General features: G+C 68.3%; 15 protein-coding genes and 2 pseudogenes. 13 read left to right on the forward strand and 4 right to left on the reverse strand.

Going from position 1 to position 17,086, the window contains the following annotated elements; all coding sequences use genetic code 11:
• The first annotated feature begins 9 nt into the window (after positions 1-9).
• From OG953_RS02920 to OG953_RS02935, 4 genes and pseudogenes are all read left to right on the forward strand, one after another.
• Positions 10-1,455, forward strand: coding sequence for a DUF4157 domain-containing protein (locus OG953_RS02920; protein WP_405682307.1), 1,446 nt, complete (start codon positions 10-12; stop codon positions 1,453-1,455).
• A 676-nt stretch (positions 1,456-2,131) separates the two neighbouring features.
• Positions 2,132-2,307 (forward strand): annotated as a pseudogene (locus tag OG953_RS02925) (ATP-binding cassette domain-containing protein); the annotation flags it as partial.
• Positions 2,308-2,431: 124 nt separating this feature from the next.
• A pseudogene (locus tag OG953_RS02930) lies at positions 2,432-3,025 on the forward strand (site-specific integrase); the annotation flags it as partial.
• Positions 3,022-3,591, forward strand: coding sequence for a DUF6262 family protein (locus OG953_RS02935; protein WP_405682309.1), 570 nt, complete (start codon positions 3,022-3,024; stop codon positions 3,589-3,591). The pseudogene OG953_RS02930 and the gene OG953_RS02935, both read left to right, overlap by 4 nt.
• Positions 3,592-3,755: 164 nt before the next feature.
• On the opposite strand, the gene OG953_RS02940 is transcribed toward OG953_RS02935, so the two are convergent.
• A complete protein-coding gene (locus tag OG953_RS02940; RefSeq protein WP_405682311.1) occupies positions 3,756-4,775 on the reverse strand; it encodes a hypothetical protein in 1,020 nt (339 codons plus the stop codon).
• The gene (locus OG953_RS02945) at positions 4,772-6,082 is read right to left on the reverse strand and encodes a hypothetical protein (RefSeq protein WP_405682313.1); all 1,311 of its coding nucleotides are present in this window, start codon (positions 6,080-6,082) and stop codon (positions 4,772-4,774) included. The genes OG953_RS02940 and OG953_RS02945 overlap by 4 nt, the downstream gene beginning before the upstream one ends.
• 513 nt (positions 6,083-6,595) lie before the next feature.
• On the opposite strand from OG953_RS02945, the gene OG953_RS02950 reads away from it, so the two are divergent.
• The 7 genes from OG953_RS02950 (at position 6,596) to OG953_RS02980 (ending at position 13,307) form a co-directional block, all read left to right on the forward strand.
• Complete coding sequence (locus OG953_RS02950; RefSeq protein ID WP_405682314.1) at positions 6,596-6,823, forward strand: hypothetical protein; 228 nt, start codon at positions 6,596-6,598, stop codon at positions 6,821-6,823.
• Positions 6,820-8,439, forward strand: coding sequence for an MFS transporter (locus tag OG953_RS02955; protein ID WP_405682316.1), 1,620 nt, complete (start codon positions 6,820-6,822; stop codon positions 8,437-8,439). Before OG953_RS02950 ends, OG953_RS02955 begins: the two co-directional genes overlap by 4 nt.
• Positions 8,440-8,539: 100 nt before the next feature.
• Entirely contained in the window at positions 8,540-8,848 is a 309-nt protein-coding gene (locus OG953_RS02960; protein WP_405682318.1) for a hypothetical protein, read from the forward strand.
• Between the two features lie 33 nt (positions 8,849-8,881).
• Positions 8,882-10,000, forward strand: coding sequence for a recombinase XerD (locus tag OG953_RS02965; protein WP_405682319.1), 1,119 nt, complete (start codon positions 8,882-8,884; stop codon positions 9,998-10,000).
• Between the two features lie 211 nt (positions 10,001-10,211).
• Complete coding sequence (locus OG953_RS02970; protein ID WP_405682321.1) at positions 10,212-10,460, forward strand: hypothetical protein; 249 nt, start codon at positions 10,212-10,214, stop codon at positions 10,458-10,460.
• A gap of 17 nt (positions 10,461-10,477) precedes the next feature.
• Positions 10,478-11,593 carry a hypothetical protein gene (locus OG953_RS02975; RefSeq protein WP_405682322.1) on the forward strand — a complete coding sequence of 372 codons (1,116 nt, stop codon included), beginning with the start codon at positions 10,478-10,480 and terminating at the stop codon, positions 11,591-11,593.
• Positions 11,594-11,957: 364 nt separating this feature from the next.
• Positions 11,958-13,307: a hypothetical protein gene (locus OG953_RS02980; protein ID WP_405682324.1), complete on the forward strand. Its 1,350-nt coding sequence runs from the start codon at positions 11,958-11,960 to the stop codon at positions 13,305-13,307.
• A 204-nt stretch (positions 13,308-13,511) separates the two neighbouring features.
• Here OG953_RS02980 and OG953_RS02985 read toward each other — a convergent pair whose 3' ends face one another.
• On the reverse strand, positions 13,512-14,390 hold the full coding sequence (locus OG953_RS02985) for a hypothetical protein (protein WP_405682326.1): 879 nt from the start codon (positions 14,388-14,390) through the stop codon (positions 13,512-13,514).
• A gap of 322 nt (positions 14,391-14,712) precedes the next feature.
• On the opposite strand from OG953_RS02985, the gene OG953_RS02990 reads away from it, so the two are divergent.
• Together OG953_RS02990 and OG953_RS02995 are read left to right on the forward strand one after the other, a co-directional pair.
• Positions 14,713-14,988 carry a hypothetical protein gene (locus OG953_RS02990; protein WP_405682327.1) on the forward strand — a complete coding sequence of 92 codons (276 nt, stop codon included), beginning with the start codon at positions 14,713-14,715 and terminating at the stop codon, positions 14,986-14,988.
• Positions 14,989-15,027: 39 nt separating this feature from the next.
• On the forward strand, positions 15,028-15,801 hold the full coding sequence (locus OG953_RS02995) for a PIG-L deacetylase family protein (protein WP_405682329.1): 774 nt from the start codon (positions 15,028-15,030) through the stop codon (positions 15,799-15,801).
• On the opposite strand, the gene OG953_RS03000 is transcribed toward OG953_RS02995, so the two are convergent.
• Positions 15,802-16,704 (reverse strand): IS5 family transposase, encoded by a 903-nt coding sequence (locus OG953_RS03000; protein WP_405682330.1) that lies wholly within the window; start codon positions 16,702-16,704, stop codon positions 15,802-15,804. It abuts the gene before it with no gap.
• Positions 16,705-17,086: the final 382 nt, after the last annotated feature.

Genomic DNA, 17,086 nt, shown 5'->3' on the forward strand with positions numbered 1-17,086 from the left:
CGGAAGTCCATGCACGCGCAAGAGCCGAAAAAGAACGAAAAGCAGCCGCAGCGCCCCGTCAAGAGCACGGCCGCGCGGCCGGGGGAGGCCCCGAGCAGTCGGGTGCCCGATGCGCTTCTCGAGCTGCAGCGCACCGTCGGCAACGAGGCCGTCGTCCGTATGCTCCAGCGGGACCGGCACCAGCACGGCGCAGGCTGCGGCCACCAGCAGCCCACGGCGGAGCCGGTGCAGCGCTCCACCGTGCACGACGTGCTGCGCGCGCCGGGCAAGCCGCTGGACGAACCGCTGCGCCAGGAAATGGAATCCCGCCTCGGCGCCGACTTCTCCGACGTCCGCCTGCACACCGACTCCGCGGCCCGCGACTCCGCCGCCGAGGTGGGTGCCCGTGCCTACACCTCCGGCAGCCATGTCGTCATCGGCGACGGGGGCGGCGACAAGCACACCCTCGCCCATGAGCTGACGCACGTCATCCAGCAGCGCCAGGGTCCGGTGGCCGGTACGGACAACGGGTCGGGACTGAGCGTCTCCGACCCCGGCGACCGCTTCGAGCGCGAGGCCGAGGCCAACGCGGTCCGGGTGATGAGGCGGACGCCCGAGCAGAGCGACCAGGGCCCCCAAGGTGCCCCCGTACAGCGGGAAGCCGACGCCATGGCCCGGAGCACGGCGCGCGGCACCGACGCGACGGTCCTCCAGCGCTTTTCCCAGGTCACCACCGTGGAGTTGGGGCCCGCACGGGTCTCGCAGAACCGCCTCTACCTCATGACCGTCACTCCCGGGGCGGACACCACCGTTATCTGGGTTGCGGAGGACGCCCCAGCGCCTCGGTACTGCACGCCGACCGGGCAGAGCGGGGACATCGGGGGGCGCACGTACGCGGAGTACGAGCCGTCGACGACCTTCCTCGCGGACTGTGCCCACACCGCCGAGGAGATCATGCACCAGCAGCGACTGGCCCTGGGGCAGGATGCCAGCGAATTCGCCTTGGGCGGCGGCCAGTTCGGCTTGGGCGAAAGGGAAAACGTGGAGGGCGCCCTGGCCTACGCGCATGCCAGGCCCGGCGGCCCGCACGCGAACGGCGAGGAACGGCCGGACCCCGGACAGGCGTTCGCCATCGTGGAGACCGCGTGGGACGAGGATTACGAGCTGCCCGCCAACACCAGCGGGTGGCCCTACCACGTGGCGGCCGTGGTCGCCGTGGACGGCGATGACCGCATCACCGTGGAGCAGGCCGCGGACGGCACCGACGCAAAGGCCCGCCAGGGGCACGAGGGCATCGTCGACATGTATACGGCGGGCACGGACCCGACCAACGGGCAGGCGCTGCCGCACAGTTTCCACGGGCGAAACACCGGCGCTCCGGTGCAGCACTTCTCGGTCGGCGCGATCACCGTCATCCTCCAGCCGATCAACGTGGGCCGTCTCAAAAAGGAGACCGGCCGCCGGAAGCTCATGTGACCCGACCCGACCTGATCCGACCTGATCTGGCCTGCCCGCCCTGCCCCTGAACGCCCGCCCGTAGAACCCGAAGCCGGCCCGTAGCCGTCCCGCAAGGGCGCGGCTACGGCCTGTCGAGTCCGGCCAGCAGTGCGGCCCGTTCGTGGTCGTACATCGGCTCGACGGTGCAGTCCTCGCTGCGGCGGACGGGGAGGGGCAGGGGCTGCCGCAGCGTGCGCCCCACGCTGCCGCCGGCGTGACGAACGATTTCGGGTGGCACACCTACTCGCCGCACTCCGACTTCGTCGCCCGCTACCTGCGCACCGGCAAGTACCTGGACCAGGCCCTCGAAGCCCTCGCTCGCTTCACCCGGTACTTCTCGGCAGAGGTCGCCGTGCGGGACTCCCTCAACGACTTCCCCGACGAGACGATGAAGGCCGTCGACGCCTGGGCCCGAGACCAGGACCACCGGACCCGTCGGCTCGCGAGTGAGGCCACCCGCCCGCTGCTGCCCTGTGCCCCGCGCATCTCCCTGCCTGACGACGTGGCGCTGCCTTTCCCCGAGCAGCTCTACGGCGACTCCAGCACCTACGTCCGCACGTCGGTCGCCAACCATCTGCACGACCTGTCCGTGACGCAGCCGGATCTGGTGCTGGCCACACTTCAGCGCTGGAAGGTCTCTGGTCCCACGCTGTCCGCCGGCGTCCTCAAGCTGATCGAGGGCTTGCGTCACGGCTGGGACTCCATCGTCTACAAGGGCTACGAGCGCGGTGTCCAGCTGTCGGGCGGCAGTGGCAGAAACTCGGCACGGCGCGAAGCCTGTATCGAGGGGCCCCTTTCCTCCTGGTCGACGAGCCGACCTCGGCGCTCGATATCTCTAGCTCCCGAAGCCTGCAAGGCACACGAGAGATCCGGTCCTCGGGTCCTGTGCCTCTGCAGTATCTGAGGGGTCATAGGTATGTCAGGTATGTTTATGATCACGAGCGCTGCGGCCACCCAGCGACATGCCGATGCCGGAGTGCGACCCGACGTGCTGCGCGATTTGATGGACCACAAATCCATCGACACCACGATGGGGTACTACAAGGTCTCTCTGGAGCGGAAGCGCGCGGCCATCAAGGCCATCCGGCTCGAGGTAGTCGACCGCACCGGGAAGCCGGCCCCGATGTCCTCAGCCACGGCCTACGAGGCCCGATCGGTAGTTGTCCCGTTCGGCAACTGCACTGAGCCTAGCAACGTCAAAGCCGGGGGCAAGAGTTGTGCCCTGCGGTTCCAGTGCGCTGGCTGCGGGTTCTACCGGCCCGACCCGTCCTACCTGCCTGCGATCGAGGAACACCTGCACGCGCTGCGGGCCGACCGCGAGACCGCACAGGCGATGGAAGCCGCTCCGTTCGTCGTGCGCAACCTCGCCGATCAGATCGACGCCTTCAAGGAGGTCGCCGACACCATGCGCCAACGCCTGGACGAGATGCCCGCGGACCGTCGTGCCGAGGTCGAGGAGGCCAGCCGGACCCTGCGCAAGGCCCGCCTCGCCGACGGCAGGACCCTCTTGCCACTCAGCGTGATCCACCGCCCCGGTGAAGCCCAATGAGTGCGCGTCGAACTTCTGGGGAGGTTCTTCGCGAGGCTCGCCGCAAGGACAGTCGGGACAAGCGAGCGAAGGTGCTCGCAACCGTCGATGGCATGGTCGAGCGCGGCGAGCCCGTCACCTTCACCGCTGTGGCCAAGGCGGCCGGTGTTTCCAGCTGGCTGGTCTACGCAGACGGAGTCCGCGTGCACATCGAACAGGCTCGCAGCCGGCAGGCCACGCGGAGCCACCGCGACGACCAGGCCGGACTGGCACCCAGTCAAGCAAGTCTGGCCACTGACCTAGAGATCGCGAAGGCCGACAACCAGCGACTGCGGACCGAAGTCGCCACCCTCCGACGGACCGTCCAGCGTCAGATGGGACAGCAACTGGACCAACTGGGCGCCGCCGACCTCGCCGAGCGCGTCGAGGAGCTCACATGCCAGAACCGTTCCCTACGCGGTGAGCTGGATGAGCTTACGCGCTCGCACGCGCACCTCCAGCAGCAACTGGCCGAGACTGAGGACAATCTCAACGCGGCCCGCGCGAGCCTCCGACGGATGATCCGAAGCGAGAACCGCAGCATGTGAGATCGGCGCTGGCCGGCGAGCTGGGCCATGAGGTCCAGCTCGGAGGGCCAGACGTAGTGGAAGGGAATCGTCCGAGCCTCGCCGCGACGGTCCTCCGCAATCTTGATGTAACGGCCGGTTGCGACGGAATTGCCGGCTGCCGGTTCCACCTTGCATACCGGTGGTCACAGTTCGAAGCGGTACCAGGTGTGGTCGTCGTGGAACTGCAGCCAAGCCTGATTGCCGCGGCAGACCGTGCGGCGAGCCCATGTGGAGGGCCGCGTTCCGTCCGGGAGCCGGAGCGAGGCTGAGGCCACACTTTCGAGGGGGCCGTTCTGGCCTCGGGTGAGAGCGACGGTGTAGTGGCCGGGGATCTTGCGAGGGCCGGTGTCAGCTGCGAGGAAGGCGACGTTGTCGCCGTCGACCAGGACGGCTGAGGCGAAGTGGATCGGTGTGCGCCGGGTCCAACGGATGCCGGTGGCATCGATCTCCACCAAAGGGAACCCGGTGTAGGGGTAGGCCCAGGTCTGGTCGGCGCCGACGTTGAGGGCGTAGCAGTCGACCCAGCTGCCGGGACCTATGCGGTCGAACGTCGCGTACCAGGCGGGCTCGCCGGCGCTGGTCCAGCGGATGAGACCGGGCATCGACATGGTCATCCGTGGGGCGGGCTGAGGCTTGGTCCCGGAGCTACTGGTACGTCGGTGGTTCGCAGGGCGTTGCGCGCAGATGGCTGCCTCGTCGCCGTAGCCGATCCAGATGTCGCCGTTCGTGTCCGTGAGCAGGTGTTGGATGTCGTCGCCCGCATGGAAGGTCGTCAGCTGCGCGCCGTCGTGACCCACCACGAGTGCGTTGTGGGGGATTTCTCCTTCGAGGGCTTCGAAGGTCAATGCCGGTGGCCCGGAGGGCATGCGGCAGCGTGCGGAGGCCAGGACGAAGCCGCTGTCCAGCGAGTCGATCCTGGGAAAGTGCAGGTCGAGGTCGGCCAGACCTACTTCCTGGACGTCGGTGCCGTCCATCACAACCACCAGCGCGTCGTAGCGGGAGCGTTGGGCCGGGGGCACACGACGGGTGCAGGTGGCCTCCGGCGGGACGAGCAGTGTGACGACGCGTCCGAGTGCGTCGACGGTCGACGCCGCGACCTGTCGGTCGAGGTAGCGGTCGGGCAGTTGGGCGTACGGTTCGAGCCGATGGGGAGCTGTGGTCACGGGCGGGTCTCCTGGGGATTGGCCGGCTGGGATGTCCGGGCGGTGCGCAGATGGTCGGCGGCCTCCTGCGTGAGGGTGTCGGCAGGCCATCCGGCAAGGGTGGTCAACGCGGTACGCCGCGCTTCGGGCGTGCTGCTGGTGAGTGCGGAGCGCAGCAAGGGCCATCCGTGTTCAGGATGGCGTCGGAGGAAGTGCGCGAACAGCAGGAGAGCGTGGTCGCGTTCGGGTCGGGGGGTCGTGGCGAGGCGCCGCTCGGCCAGGTCGAGGATGTGTGCGACGTGCCGGCGGTCGCTGTTGCACAGCGCATGTGCCCAGGTCGGGTCGAGCAGGGACGGTCCGGTTTCCAGATGTGCCAAGCATTGGGCCGTCGGGCTCAGGCCCAGGGCTTCGGCAGGTTGCAGAGCGAGGTGGAAGTGGGGGCGCTGGGGGTCGGCGAGGTGGTCCAGGACAAGCGCACGCCACCGGGGTTCGTGGAGCAGGCCCTCGTAGCGTGCTGTCAGGCAGGCGATGTCGGCGGGCCGCCAGGGCAGTTCCTGGGGCGGGTGGCGGAAGAACATGGTGATGCTGATCAGGTCGCGAAGCATGGCGATGGTGGGCGTCCGGGCGTGGACCAGGTCGGCATAGCGGTGCAGCACGGGTACGGCGTGCGAGTATTCGGCCAGCCCGGGTGCGGGACCTCCCTGGCCGTCGGCCATTGCGGCCAGGATGCCCCCGCCGCCGTTCAGGAGCGGAGTGTCGACGTGGGGGTGGTTCAGGGCGCCGTGCAGGTCGCCGGTGGTCGCGGCGAGGTGGGCGAGGTACTCGTCCATGATGGCGTTGCGGAAGCCCTCGCGCAGCAGCCACGCCCTGATGGAGGGTTCTTTGGTATCGCGCAGCGTTCGGACCGCGTGGATGCGTCCCCAGCCCGCGACTTGTTGGGCGAGGGCATGAACGGCCAGGTCTCCGTCGGGCTGGGAGCGGTGGAGTGCGATGGCTGCGTAGAGGGTGAGCTCATCCAGGGTGCCGAGCAGGAGCAGCAGTTCTCGGTCGCGGATGTCCCCGCCCAGGCCCAGGAGCACCAGGCCGATCTTGACCGGGGCTCGGTGGGTACCGTGCTCTGCCAACTGCCGGCCGACTCGGCGCAGGCCGTCGGACGGCAGACCTCGGCGGCGGACCTCGGTGCTGAGGTCGTCGGCGACATCGATCGGCGAGCAAGCAGTGAGGAGGTCGTGGAGACCCTTGAGCTTGTCGCCGCTGAGGCCGGGCACCAGTGCCGACAGCAGGTGTTCGAGGTGGCTGGCGAGTTCGGCACCGGAGGGAGGAACCACGCCGTCGCCGTCCGGAGTACGGCGTACCAGAGCGTCTTCACCGCCGCCGACGAAGGCGAGGCGAGTGCTGTCCGGGCGTGCATCGGGAAGCGGATCGCCAAACCCGGGCCACGAGCCGGGACCGTAGCGAGCACGGAGGGTCCGTGCATGGTCGAGAAAGGTGGGACTCGTGCTGGCGACGCCGCCGTTGCGCACCCACCGCGAGCCGGTCAACGACCGGAGGGCTGGCTGCCCTTTCGTGTAGTCATGACGTGGATAGTGCCCAATACGGCTCGTCTTGGCAACCGAGCCCTTCGTCGGCGGACCTTCACACGATCAGCTGACAGTTCTTCGGCCGACCACCAACCTGCCGGACTAACTTGGCAGCGCCCTGACTTACATGCCTCGGTCGTACCGACTGTCCTGACCTGGGCAGCTACTTGACAACCCCAGATAGCGCTCGACCCGCACGCGGAGATTGCCGCGTTCGAGGGCTTGTGGTCCCTCGCGGACGAAGGCCACGCGGTTGTTCTCGTGACTCACCGCCTGGCAGCCACGGCCAACGCCGACCGCATTTACGTCCTCGACCAGGGCCGAGTAGCCGAAGAAGGCACCCACGAGCAGCTCATGGCCCGGCCTGACGGCATCTACCGGTCGATGTTCACCGCCCAGGCCGCCCAATACGGGGCCACCGCGCCTGCCGTTCCCTCGCAGCACGGGCACGCCCCGGCACCGAACCCGGTGAAGGGCGGCCCGCAGTGAACGCTGCTGCGCCCACTGCCAGCCTGTGGCGGCACGCGGACTTCCGACGCTACTGGGGTGGGCAGGCCGTCACGGTTGCCGGTTTCGGGATCACCACCATCGGCATCTCGGTCATCGCCGTGGTGGACCTGCACGCCTCGACCATGCACGTGGCACTGATCGCCGTCGCAGGAAAGCTGCCCCCGCTGCTGCTTTCCCTCCACGCCGGCGTCCTCGCCGACCGCTACCGCAAGCGTCCGGTCATCATCAGCTGCGATGTTCTGTGCGCCGTCACCCTGACCAGCATCCCCCTCGCTCAGCTGATCGCCGAGATCCTCCTGGGACAGCTGTACGCGGTCGCGTTCCTCGTCTCCGCGTTCCAGGTGATCGGCAGCAACGCCTCGATCAGCTACCTCCCGATCCTGCTGCGCGGGGAGCAGCTCAAGGAGGGAACCTCCAAGCTCGGCGCGACCAACTGGCTCGCCGACCTGACCGGGAACAACCTGGGCGGCCTCCTGGTCACCGCGCTGGGCGCCGCCCGCGCAATCGCGCTGGACGCGGTCTCCTACCTGATCTGCGCCTTCTGCCTGCTCCGCATCCGCCACCGTGAACCCGAACCGGCACCTCGGCCCGCGGGCACGAGCCAGTGGACGGAGATCCGCGAAGGCCTCGACTACACCCTCGAAGCACCCCTCGTTCGGTCCATCGCCCTGTCCAACGCCACCACGTCCTTCGCCCTCGCCGCCAGCTCAGCACTCTGGCCTCTGTACCTTTTGCGTGAATTGGACTGGAGTCCCGCTGTGCTCGGCATCGTCATGGGGGTCGGCGGGGTCGGCGGGTTCCTCGGTGCCGTCCTGTGGAGACCCCTGGAGCGGCGCTGGGGAACCGGGCCCGTCATGCTCACCGCCCTGGCCCTCAACCCGGCAGCCCAGATCCCACTGATCGTCGTCGGCCCTGGGGTCACCGGACAGATCGCCATCGGCGGCGGCATGCTGATCCAGACCTGTGCCGCCGTTGCACACGGCGGATTGCAGCGCAGCGTCCGCCAAGAGCTCTGCCCTGACCATCTGCAGGGCCGCGCCCAGGCAACCGGTGCATGGCTCGCCTTCGGCCTGCGTCCCCGCGTTCCTCGCCGGGGCATTCGGCACCCTCGTCGGGCTGCGCCCCACCCTCGGCGCAATCACCTGTCTGCTTTGCGCACCGTTCGTGATCCTGTGGTGCTCACCGGTGCGTGTCCTGCACACCGCCGGCGCCCGCGCACCCGACGCCGTCCGAGGCGCCGCCTGATGCCCCGCCCAGCAGCAGATCGCATCACAATCGCCATTTCACGCAGCGACCCCCACCGCCCGTCTCCCACCGAGCCCGTCGGAGCCTGCATCCGCCACATGAAAGGTGCCGCCATGCCGCCCGCCCGATCCGACATCCGCAACCTCCTCACGGAATACCTGGAGCACCACCCCGCAGCGCGGGAGCAACTCGAGCCGCTCGTCGCCGCGCTCGACTCCGAGGCCGAACCCACCAGCCGCGCAACGCTGCCCGGACACATCACGTGCAGCGCCGCGGTGATCGACCGTGATCGACGCGTGCTGCACATCGGCCACAAGGCATCGCGGAAGCTACTCGCTCCAGGTGGTTAGGCCAAGAATTTGAGACTGTCTCACCCTCCCTTCGCGGAGGGTTCCTTTGTGTCCGGAGAGCGGTTAGGTTCGGGGTTCTTCGCTTGTCTCAAGGAGCCCTGTGGACTACTTCTTTGCCTCCCGCGACAAGGTCCGCCGCTTCGGCACGACACTCGACGGCACTGACCTTGACGGCCTGCGGTACGTGACCCGGGAGCGGGCGCTCAAGGACGGCACCCCGTTCTTCCTCGGCTCGGACATGCGGCCCTTGGAGCCGCACTGCTCTTTCTTCTTCGACCTGGCCAAGACGCTCAAGGCGAAGTCGTTGCAGGACTACACCTACGACTTCCTCGACTACAGCGACTTCCTCGAGAGCCTCGCCCCGCCGAGCGACGTGTTGTCCGCAACGGAGGACGACCTGCTCGCCTAGCGCGAGCACTGCACCGAGCACCGGGACGAGCCCATGTCGCCGGCCACCTGGAAGCGCCGCCGTGTGACGATCCGCAGCTTCTACGACTGGGCCGTCGACGAGGCCAAGTTGCTGGCCAGACGGCCGTATTACCGGCGGCCCAATGGGCGGGACGTGCTGAGCTGGGGCGCCACCGCTGCACTCGACGTGCGGCAGCTCACGTACGAGCAGTGGCGGTTCCTGGACCACGTCGGACTTCGCGGACTGCTCCCGGACGGCACGGCCGACCCTTCGTTCCGGTCCGCGCACACACTCCGCGACAGTGCGGCAGGCAATCTCTCCATCACCACCGGCCTGCGGCTGCGCGAGTTCAGGGCCCTGCTCGACATCGAGGTCGGCCCACCGCGCCGCGATGGCACCGCGAAGAAAGTAGAGCTCCAGGCCATCGCCAAGTTCGGTCTGCCGCGGACCGTCGAGGTCCAGGATGCGACGCTGCGGGACATCGACTGGTATCGGCGGACCGAGCGTGCCGCCACGGTACGCAGGGCGTCGAAGAGCCTGTGGCGCCGCCGCGAGGAATTCTTCGTCGTCGACGACGTCAACATGCGCCAGATGAAACTGCGCGGCGTCGATCACGGAAGGCGCCGGACCTGGAGCGTCAAGGCGATGGACGCGGAGCTGCGAGCGCGGACCATGATCGAGGGCGAGCACGGGCTGGAGCCGATGGCGCTGTTCGTCGGCCGCCACGGGCGGATGCTCACCAGCCAGAGGTGGGAGCAGGTATTCCTCGACGCGCACGCGCGCACGCTGCGGATCATCGAGGAGCGCGACCTCGAGCTGGAGATGCCGCGCCAGGTCCGGATTCACGATCTTCGGCACACGTTCGCGGACTACATGCTGGAGCTGCTGACCGAGCTGCTGCGCAAGCAGGACGCGGAGGAGTACGCGCGCTCGGGCCGCGTTCCGGTCTACGCGGCCGATCACCAGTCCCGCAACCCCTTCCTGACCGTGATGGGGCTGCTCGGGCACCGACGCCCAGAGTCGACGATGCGGTATCTGACGTACAAGAAGAATTCGAACCTGCTGGTCGCGCAGGCCATCAAGGAGTGGAACGACCAGGACAGCACGTACGCGGAACTGGCGTTGCGGCACGGGGGACGGTGGAACGGCTGATGCCCCGCCGAGGAGAACGCCGTGGTACCTCCGACACCCGACGCCCCCGCCCCGTCGAGCGCGCTCCCGACCGGATCGGGATACGCGAGGTCGTCTTCCGTCAACGCGACCGCCCCGTTCACGCACGACTCGACCCGTCCGAGTTCGCGTGTTCCACCCTGGCCGGACAGCTCGCGGATCTGTGGGTCGACTACCACCGTAAGAACGCGCTATGCGCAAGACCGCGCAGGACGATGTACGCGCGTTGGAAAGGCGGCTCGCCCAAGGGCGTGAGCTCCTGGAGGCAGGACGGGATCCGCGCGAGCACGGTTGGCTGGAACTGCCGAATCTGATCTGGGCCACCCGCCACGGTCTGGTGGACGGCCGGGCACTGACGGACAACCTTCCCCTGAGCCGCAACTGGCCACCTGAAATCGCGAGTTCGCCCAAAAATCTGGCATTTGGCCGGGCATCGGCTTGATGGGCTGTCTTCATCACGTGCTGTTCCCCCGGGAGATCGATCTCCACCCGTTCCGGGTCCTGCTTCTGCTCGGGATGACCGACTGCACTTCCGAGGAACTGCACGCTCTCCAGGTGCCGGACCTGGAGTTCAGTGCCCAGGGTGTACGCATCGTCCAGACCAAGGAGCGTGCCGAGCGCGTCCGCGCCGACTTCCACCTGGTCGACGCCGCCGAGGACACGTCCGACGAGCCCGGAGACAAGGTGTACCCGGGTCGCGGTGCGTGGCATGTGCCCGGCCTGTTGCGGCGCCTGGTGGAGGTCAACGCGCTGACGCGCGAGGTGTTCAACTGCCAACCGTGGCTGTTCACTGCAGTGGAGTCCCGCCGGAGCGTGCGTATGGATGCCGCGCTGGCCGCGTTCCAGGACCCGGGACGGCGCTTCACACACTGGCTCGAGCGCCACAGCGGTGTGGGCCGTCCGTTCCCCAAGGGTGTCTCACGGCCCCACGACGTCCGGCGGCTGCGGAAGACCGCGAGGACGACCCGGGTGGTCGCACTCGGCGGCACCCTGACCGACTTGGCCGGCGACGATCGCAGTGTCCGCGTGTTCCAGCAGCACTACGCCCACGGGACCACGGCACACGTACTGGCGGGGGCCGCGATGAACCGCGCCCAGTCCAAGGTCTTCGCCAAGGTCACCGGAAAGGCGACCTTGGTGCGGCCCGAGGACGAAGCGCACCTCGGCGAGCCCGAGGTCGCCGCCGCGCTCGGCGTCACCCCGGAACAGGGCGCCGATCTGCGCGACGGCGAGCTCGACATGGGCGTGAGCAACTGCAAGGACCCGCACAACTCCCCCCACTCGGTGCCCGGCAAGCTTTGTCACGTCGCGCCGGCGATGTGCATGATCTGCGACAACGCCGTCGTCTTCGTCTCCCAGCTGCCCCAGCAGCTGCTGCTCTTCGATCACATCCAGCACATGCGTGACGTGCTGCCGCCGAAGACCTGGCACAGCGTGTGGGCACGGCAGGAGGCCGCGCTGAAGCAGGTCTTCGAGGAGTGCGCCGACCACATCGACGCCGCACGCAAGGTCATCGAGGAGCAAGCCCTGACCCTGAACCTGCCGCTGGGCATGCGAACGGAGTACGACCGATGACCAGCCCCGCCCGCCCGCTCGCGCTGAAGTCCGCAACCTTCGCCGATCACGAGCCGGTCTGCACAGAGCTTTCCGGGCAGATCCCCGACGTGGCCGGGCCGACGTTCGGCCGCATCGACATGTGGCCGGGCGACAACGTGAGACGACCAGCCAACGTGGTCAGGGCCGAGTGGCGGTGCAGCTTCCCCGAAGACCCGATATGGAACCTCCTCGTACGAGAGGTCGCGTTCTGCATGCTCCACCCCACCCACTCGGCGCTGCAGAAGGCCGGGATCTTCCTGCCGCCCAGCAAGTGGGGACTGCGGACGACTGCGCAGTGTTGCTTCGACCTGGTGAAACTGCTCAGCTGGTTCAAGAACAAGGCATGCCCGAAGACTTCGGCCGTTGGGAGCCGGCGGACTGGCAGGCGTTCGTCGATGCCCGCTCGCGGGTCACCGAGCCATCAACAGTGCGCAAGGTGGTCGCCTCGGTACGACGCCTAATCACCTTCTCGCCGGTCCTCACCGGTGTCCCCGCCTTGGAGGACCCCTGGCCGGGGAAGTCGAGCGCCCAGGTTGCCGAATCGGTGTGGACCGACGAGCTGGCCACCCCAGCGATCCCGCCCGAGGTCTGGTGGCCTCTGCTGCGGGCGGCATGGGCCTACATCGACCGCTTCGCCCAGGATATCCTCGCCGAACGCGATCGCCGCCAGTTTGAGCCGGTCAGCGGGCTGCCCCCGCAGATGGATAGCGACCGCGAACTGGATGATTGGCTGGCGGACCCGCGCACGAGCATCCCGCTCAACGCACGTAACCGAGGTGAGGCCCGTCGCGGCGAGGTGAACTGGCGGCGGGCCAGCAGGATCCCGACCGACGGCCGTACCCCGGTGCTGTTCGCCGCCGAGAGACGTCATGGTCTCAAGCGGCGTCAGCGCGTCCTCGACTGGCTCGCGGAGACCGGACGCAGTCACATCGGCCCGGTACGGGAACCGTACTTCGCTCCGCCCGCCGGGAAACGGCTCGCCAACAGCGACCGAGTTCTGCGCGAATGGTTGGGCAACCCGGACAATTTGATGTTCCGTCACACCATGTCGATCACCGCGGCCCAGGAACCCGACGGCGAGATCGCGCTCGGGCTGCAGCTCGAGCACGCCGCCCGGCGGGCGATGGCGAACCGCACCACGCTCGCCTACGGCAAGCCCGACGCGAAGTGGGTCAAGGAGTTCGACAACCAACTGCAGGTCGCCGCCGCCAAGAAAATGGTCTCCCTGCTCCAGGCCCGCCGAGCCGGTCAGACCATCGCGGTCGGCCCCGGCGCGGCGCGATTCCACGCCGGACTCGACAAGGTCAACGACGTCATGGATCAGGCCGGGACACTTCGCGCTCAGGTCGCCGACAAACGCCTGGAGATCACCCTGCTGCGGGACGAGTTCGCCGACCTCCACCTCGGCACGGTCAACCACTGCCTGTGGAACGCCCCCACGGCCGAGTGCCAGAACCAGCTCTCCCGTGATCAGCGCGGCCAGGCACCACTGCTGGGCGCCTGCCAGCCGTCCCGGTGCCGCAACTCGGTACTCACACTCGCCCACGAGCCGATCTGGCGGATGGAGAAGGCCGACCTCTTGAAGCTGCTGAAGAACAAGCTGTCCAAGCCACGGCGCGAGCAGGCCCTGGCCCGCCTCGCCGAGGTCCGCTCGGCAACCGCGCAGTGCGACAAGATGAAGGAGAACGCCTGATGCCGGTGTCCGCCGCCACGGAGACGAAACTCCGCGAGGCCATGACCCGTCTGCTGGCCGGTGAGCCGCTGCACACCGACGGCGCGCTGACCAAGGAGAACCTGGCGCGAGAGGCAAAGGTCAGCCACGCCACCGTCCACCGCGCCGAGGAGATCCTGGCCGAGTGGAACGCCAAAGTCGCCCGGCCTGTGCCTTTTGCGCAAGTCAGCGATGGTTTCGTCGCGCTGGACTTCTCCTGGAGTACGGAGCAGGGCCGACGTGAGCAGGTTGCCCGCCGGGTCCCAGGTGTACGTGGTGGTCTTGCCGTCGGCCGCCATCGTCGCGGTGCGGCCGTCGGCGTCGTACGTGGACGTGATCGTGTTGCCGTCGGAGTACTTGCGGGTGAGCATCTGCCCGGCGGAGGAGGTCTCCGGCGCCCAGTGGCTGCCGTTCGCCGACGTCAGGTCCCCGACGCTGCGCGCCAAGCTCCTGAACGCCGAGACCCATGGCCTCGACGGGCAGCCGGAACCCGTCAACGCATCCGCCCTGATCCACGACGGCCTCGGTCGCTATCTGCTTCATCTGAGGGATCAGCGCGAGGGCATCTGGGAGCGACTGCTCGCTGATCCGCATCCCGGTGCGGACCATCAAGTCGGAGTAGGTCGCGTTCCGCGAGGTCCAGCGGCCCCGGAACCGCGGCCGCGGCAGGCCCGTGATGTCGTAGCCGCGGACTCCGACGTCCCGCCAGCGCCGGTAGGACGCCGCGGGCAGCCACTCGATCCTCTCGCCGGCCTCGTCGTGGGCGTAGGTCGCCGGAACCGTCGCCGTCCTGGCTGCACCTGCCGCCCTCGGCGCGACCGTCAACCCAGGCGGCGGCGTCCGCCGATCCCGCTGAGGGATGGGGACCTCGGCCACCAACTGCCCGCCGACCGCCCACTGGTAGAACTGGTTGACATGCGAGACCTCCTGGCTCCAGGTCGACCCTTGAACCGTCGGCCCGCTCTCATCCCGGCGCCGCCAGTGGTGGAAGGCAAAGTGGTCGTCCTCCGTGGCTTGCCGCCAGTCCTTCCCGCCTCGCGAGAAGTACAGGAAGTTGAAGAACATCGCCATCGCCTCGGCGGCTTGTTCTGCGAGTGCCAGGAGGACTCCAAAAGGATCACTCGATGGAAGTACGCGTTCAGCGCGACGTCGTACGCAAAAATCGGCGACAGCAGGTACGGCGTTCCATCCGGGATTCCCGCCTCATCCAGCCAAGAATCCCAGCTCAGAGGCAACCCCGACACCGACCAAGCGGGTTCAGCGACCTTCGGAAGCTCCCGCGAGCTGCAATGGACTGACCAGCCCTTTCTCCCCAACACGACCAGACCATAGCTACGTCCGGTCACTGACCGAGCGCACACAAGCCGAGATCCGCATGCACCGCCCCGTGACCAGCCCGGCGCGGCACCGTCTCTTCTACCGGCTCGCCGCTCGCAACCGGGTCTCGGTCGCCTACCGCAACCTTCCCGGACCGCTGATCCCGCTGTACCTGACCGTCTGGACCGCCATCACGCTGGTGCGCGCCCTCCGCGGCGGCGGAGTGCACGAGTCCTTCGGTGGCATGCGGGAGGGCTGGGACCGCCGCACCGAGCAGCTGCGCCGACCCATGAGCTGGCGCACCGTGTGGCGGCTGACCGCCGCTGGCCGTCCACCTGTCATCTGAGCCCCGGCGCAACCCTGTCCACCATGAGAAAGGTCCATCGTGACGGCATCCACTTCCCCATCCAACCCGTCTGTTCTGCCGTCGGTGCTCGGAGTGTTCGCCCACCCGGACGACGAGAGCCTTCTCGCCGGCGGCGTGCTCGCGCAGCACTCCGCCGCCGGTGCCCGCACGGCGGTCGTCACCGCGACCTGGGCCCCGGACAGCCCGCGGGCCACCGAGCTCGCCGAGGCCCTGGCTGTCCTTGGCGCGGGCGCGCCGCGGATGCTCGGGTTCAGCGACGCCCGCAACGAGACATCGGCACCCGGGCAGCCCCGGTGGTGCGACGTGAACCTGGACGAAGCCGTCGCCCAAGTGACCGGGCACATCAGGCAGTTCCGTCCTGCTGTCGTCGTGACCCATGACGTGCTCGGGCAGCTCATCGACCACCCGGACCACCGGCGCACCCACCAGGTGACCCTGCTCGCGGTGGAGACCGCCGGGCTCGCCCACCTCCACCCCGAGGCTGGTGAGCCATGGCAGACCGGCACCCTCTACGCGGCCACCCACCCGCACTCCGGGATCGGCGACCTGGGCCCGCTCCTGAGCGGAGTCGGCAAGATGCTGCTGAGCGTGCCGGACGAGTACGCGACCGCCGCCGTGGACGTGACGGAGTGGCTCGACCGGAAGTGGGCCGCGATCTGCTCGCACCGCAGCCAACTCCAGGGCGAACGGCCGCTGCCCGCACTCCTCTCTCGCCTCGATGCCGAAATCCGGGCCACGATGCTGGCAACTGAGTACTTCACCCGCCTCAGAGCCTGTCGGGTGGCCGATTGATTACGCTGCGATGTAGTCCTCGACGGTGTTGGCTCGTGCGGTCTTGCGGTGGGATTCATGGCTCCACCGCAAGGGCTGTCCGGCGAGCCGGACGAGCATCAGGCGGATCATTGCCACCTTGATCATGGCCTCGGAGGTCGCGGTCAGCCGTTCGTAGTCGCGGGCCAGCCGACGGTTTCGGACCAGCCAGCCGAAACTTCGCTCCACCACCCAGCGGCGGGGCAGGACCTTGAAGCCCTTGACGTCGTCGGTCCGCTTCACGATCTCGACGACGATGTTCAACGCGCCCCGGGCCCATGAAAGAAGCGTGGAATCAACGGAGTTGGCGTATCCGCCGTCGGCCCACACCAGACTGACCGTGCGGAATCCCTTCGCGAGACGGGCCAGGACGATGCGGCCTCCGGCCCGGTCCTGCACGGACGCGGAGGTGACCGCGACGACTAGCAGCAGGCCCATCGTGTCCACGATCACGTGTCTCTTCCGCCCTGTCGTTCGCTTGCCCGCATCGAACCCACGCGCCTCGCCGCCCTCGCTGGTCTTGATCGACTGGGCGTCGATCACGGCGGCCGACGGCTCGGGATCGCGTCCGGCCCCGATCCGGACCTGGCGGCGGAGCTCGTCGTGGACGCGGTCCCAGGTGCCGTCCCGGCGCCACTTGGTGAACCAGCGGTGGGCCGCGTCCCAGGGCATCAAGTCGCGCGGAAGCATCCGCCACTGGCAGCCCGAGCGCAGCACGTAGAAGACCGAGTCGAGCACCAGCCGGTCTCCGTACTTGCGTATCCCGCCGCCTTTTCGCAGGTCACGCGCGGGAAGGAGCGGCCGGACGATCTCCCACATCTCATCGGTCAGGCTGGACGGATAGCATGGGCCGCTGACGGCCTCGGAGTTGTCACACTGGCACACACCACGTGATCATTCCGGGGCCGTCGCCATGCCCGGAGGGCAGATCACGACCGTCACACTTCACGCATGATCAGCCACCCGACAGGCTCTCAGCCTCCCGACCAATGGGAACGAGGGCCGCTCCGGCTGCTCGGGATGACAATGGCTGCGCTGCCCGAGCAGAGACTGCCGCTCTCGGCAGCACCGCGGGGCCGCCTCTGATCTGCTCAACTCCCCCGCCGGGGAAAGATCATTCTCTATCCACGCCTGCCACTCTCTGGGTACCATCCTGTCCCCAGGTTCGAGCTCTTGCTCTATGTTCCCATTACTTGAGCGACCGTCAGGTTCGAGGGCGCGAGGCCGCTGAGTCATGCCGGCCCCGCCGCATCCTTCGGTCGGCTCC

This window comes from Streptomyces sp. NBC_00057 (assembly GCF_045041165.1).
GTDB lineage: Bacteria > Actinomycetota > Actinomycetes > Streptomycetales > Streptomycetaceae > Streptomyces.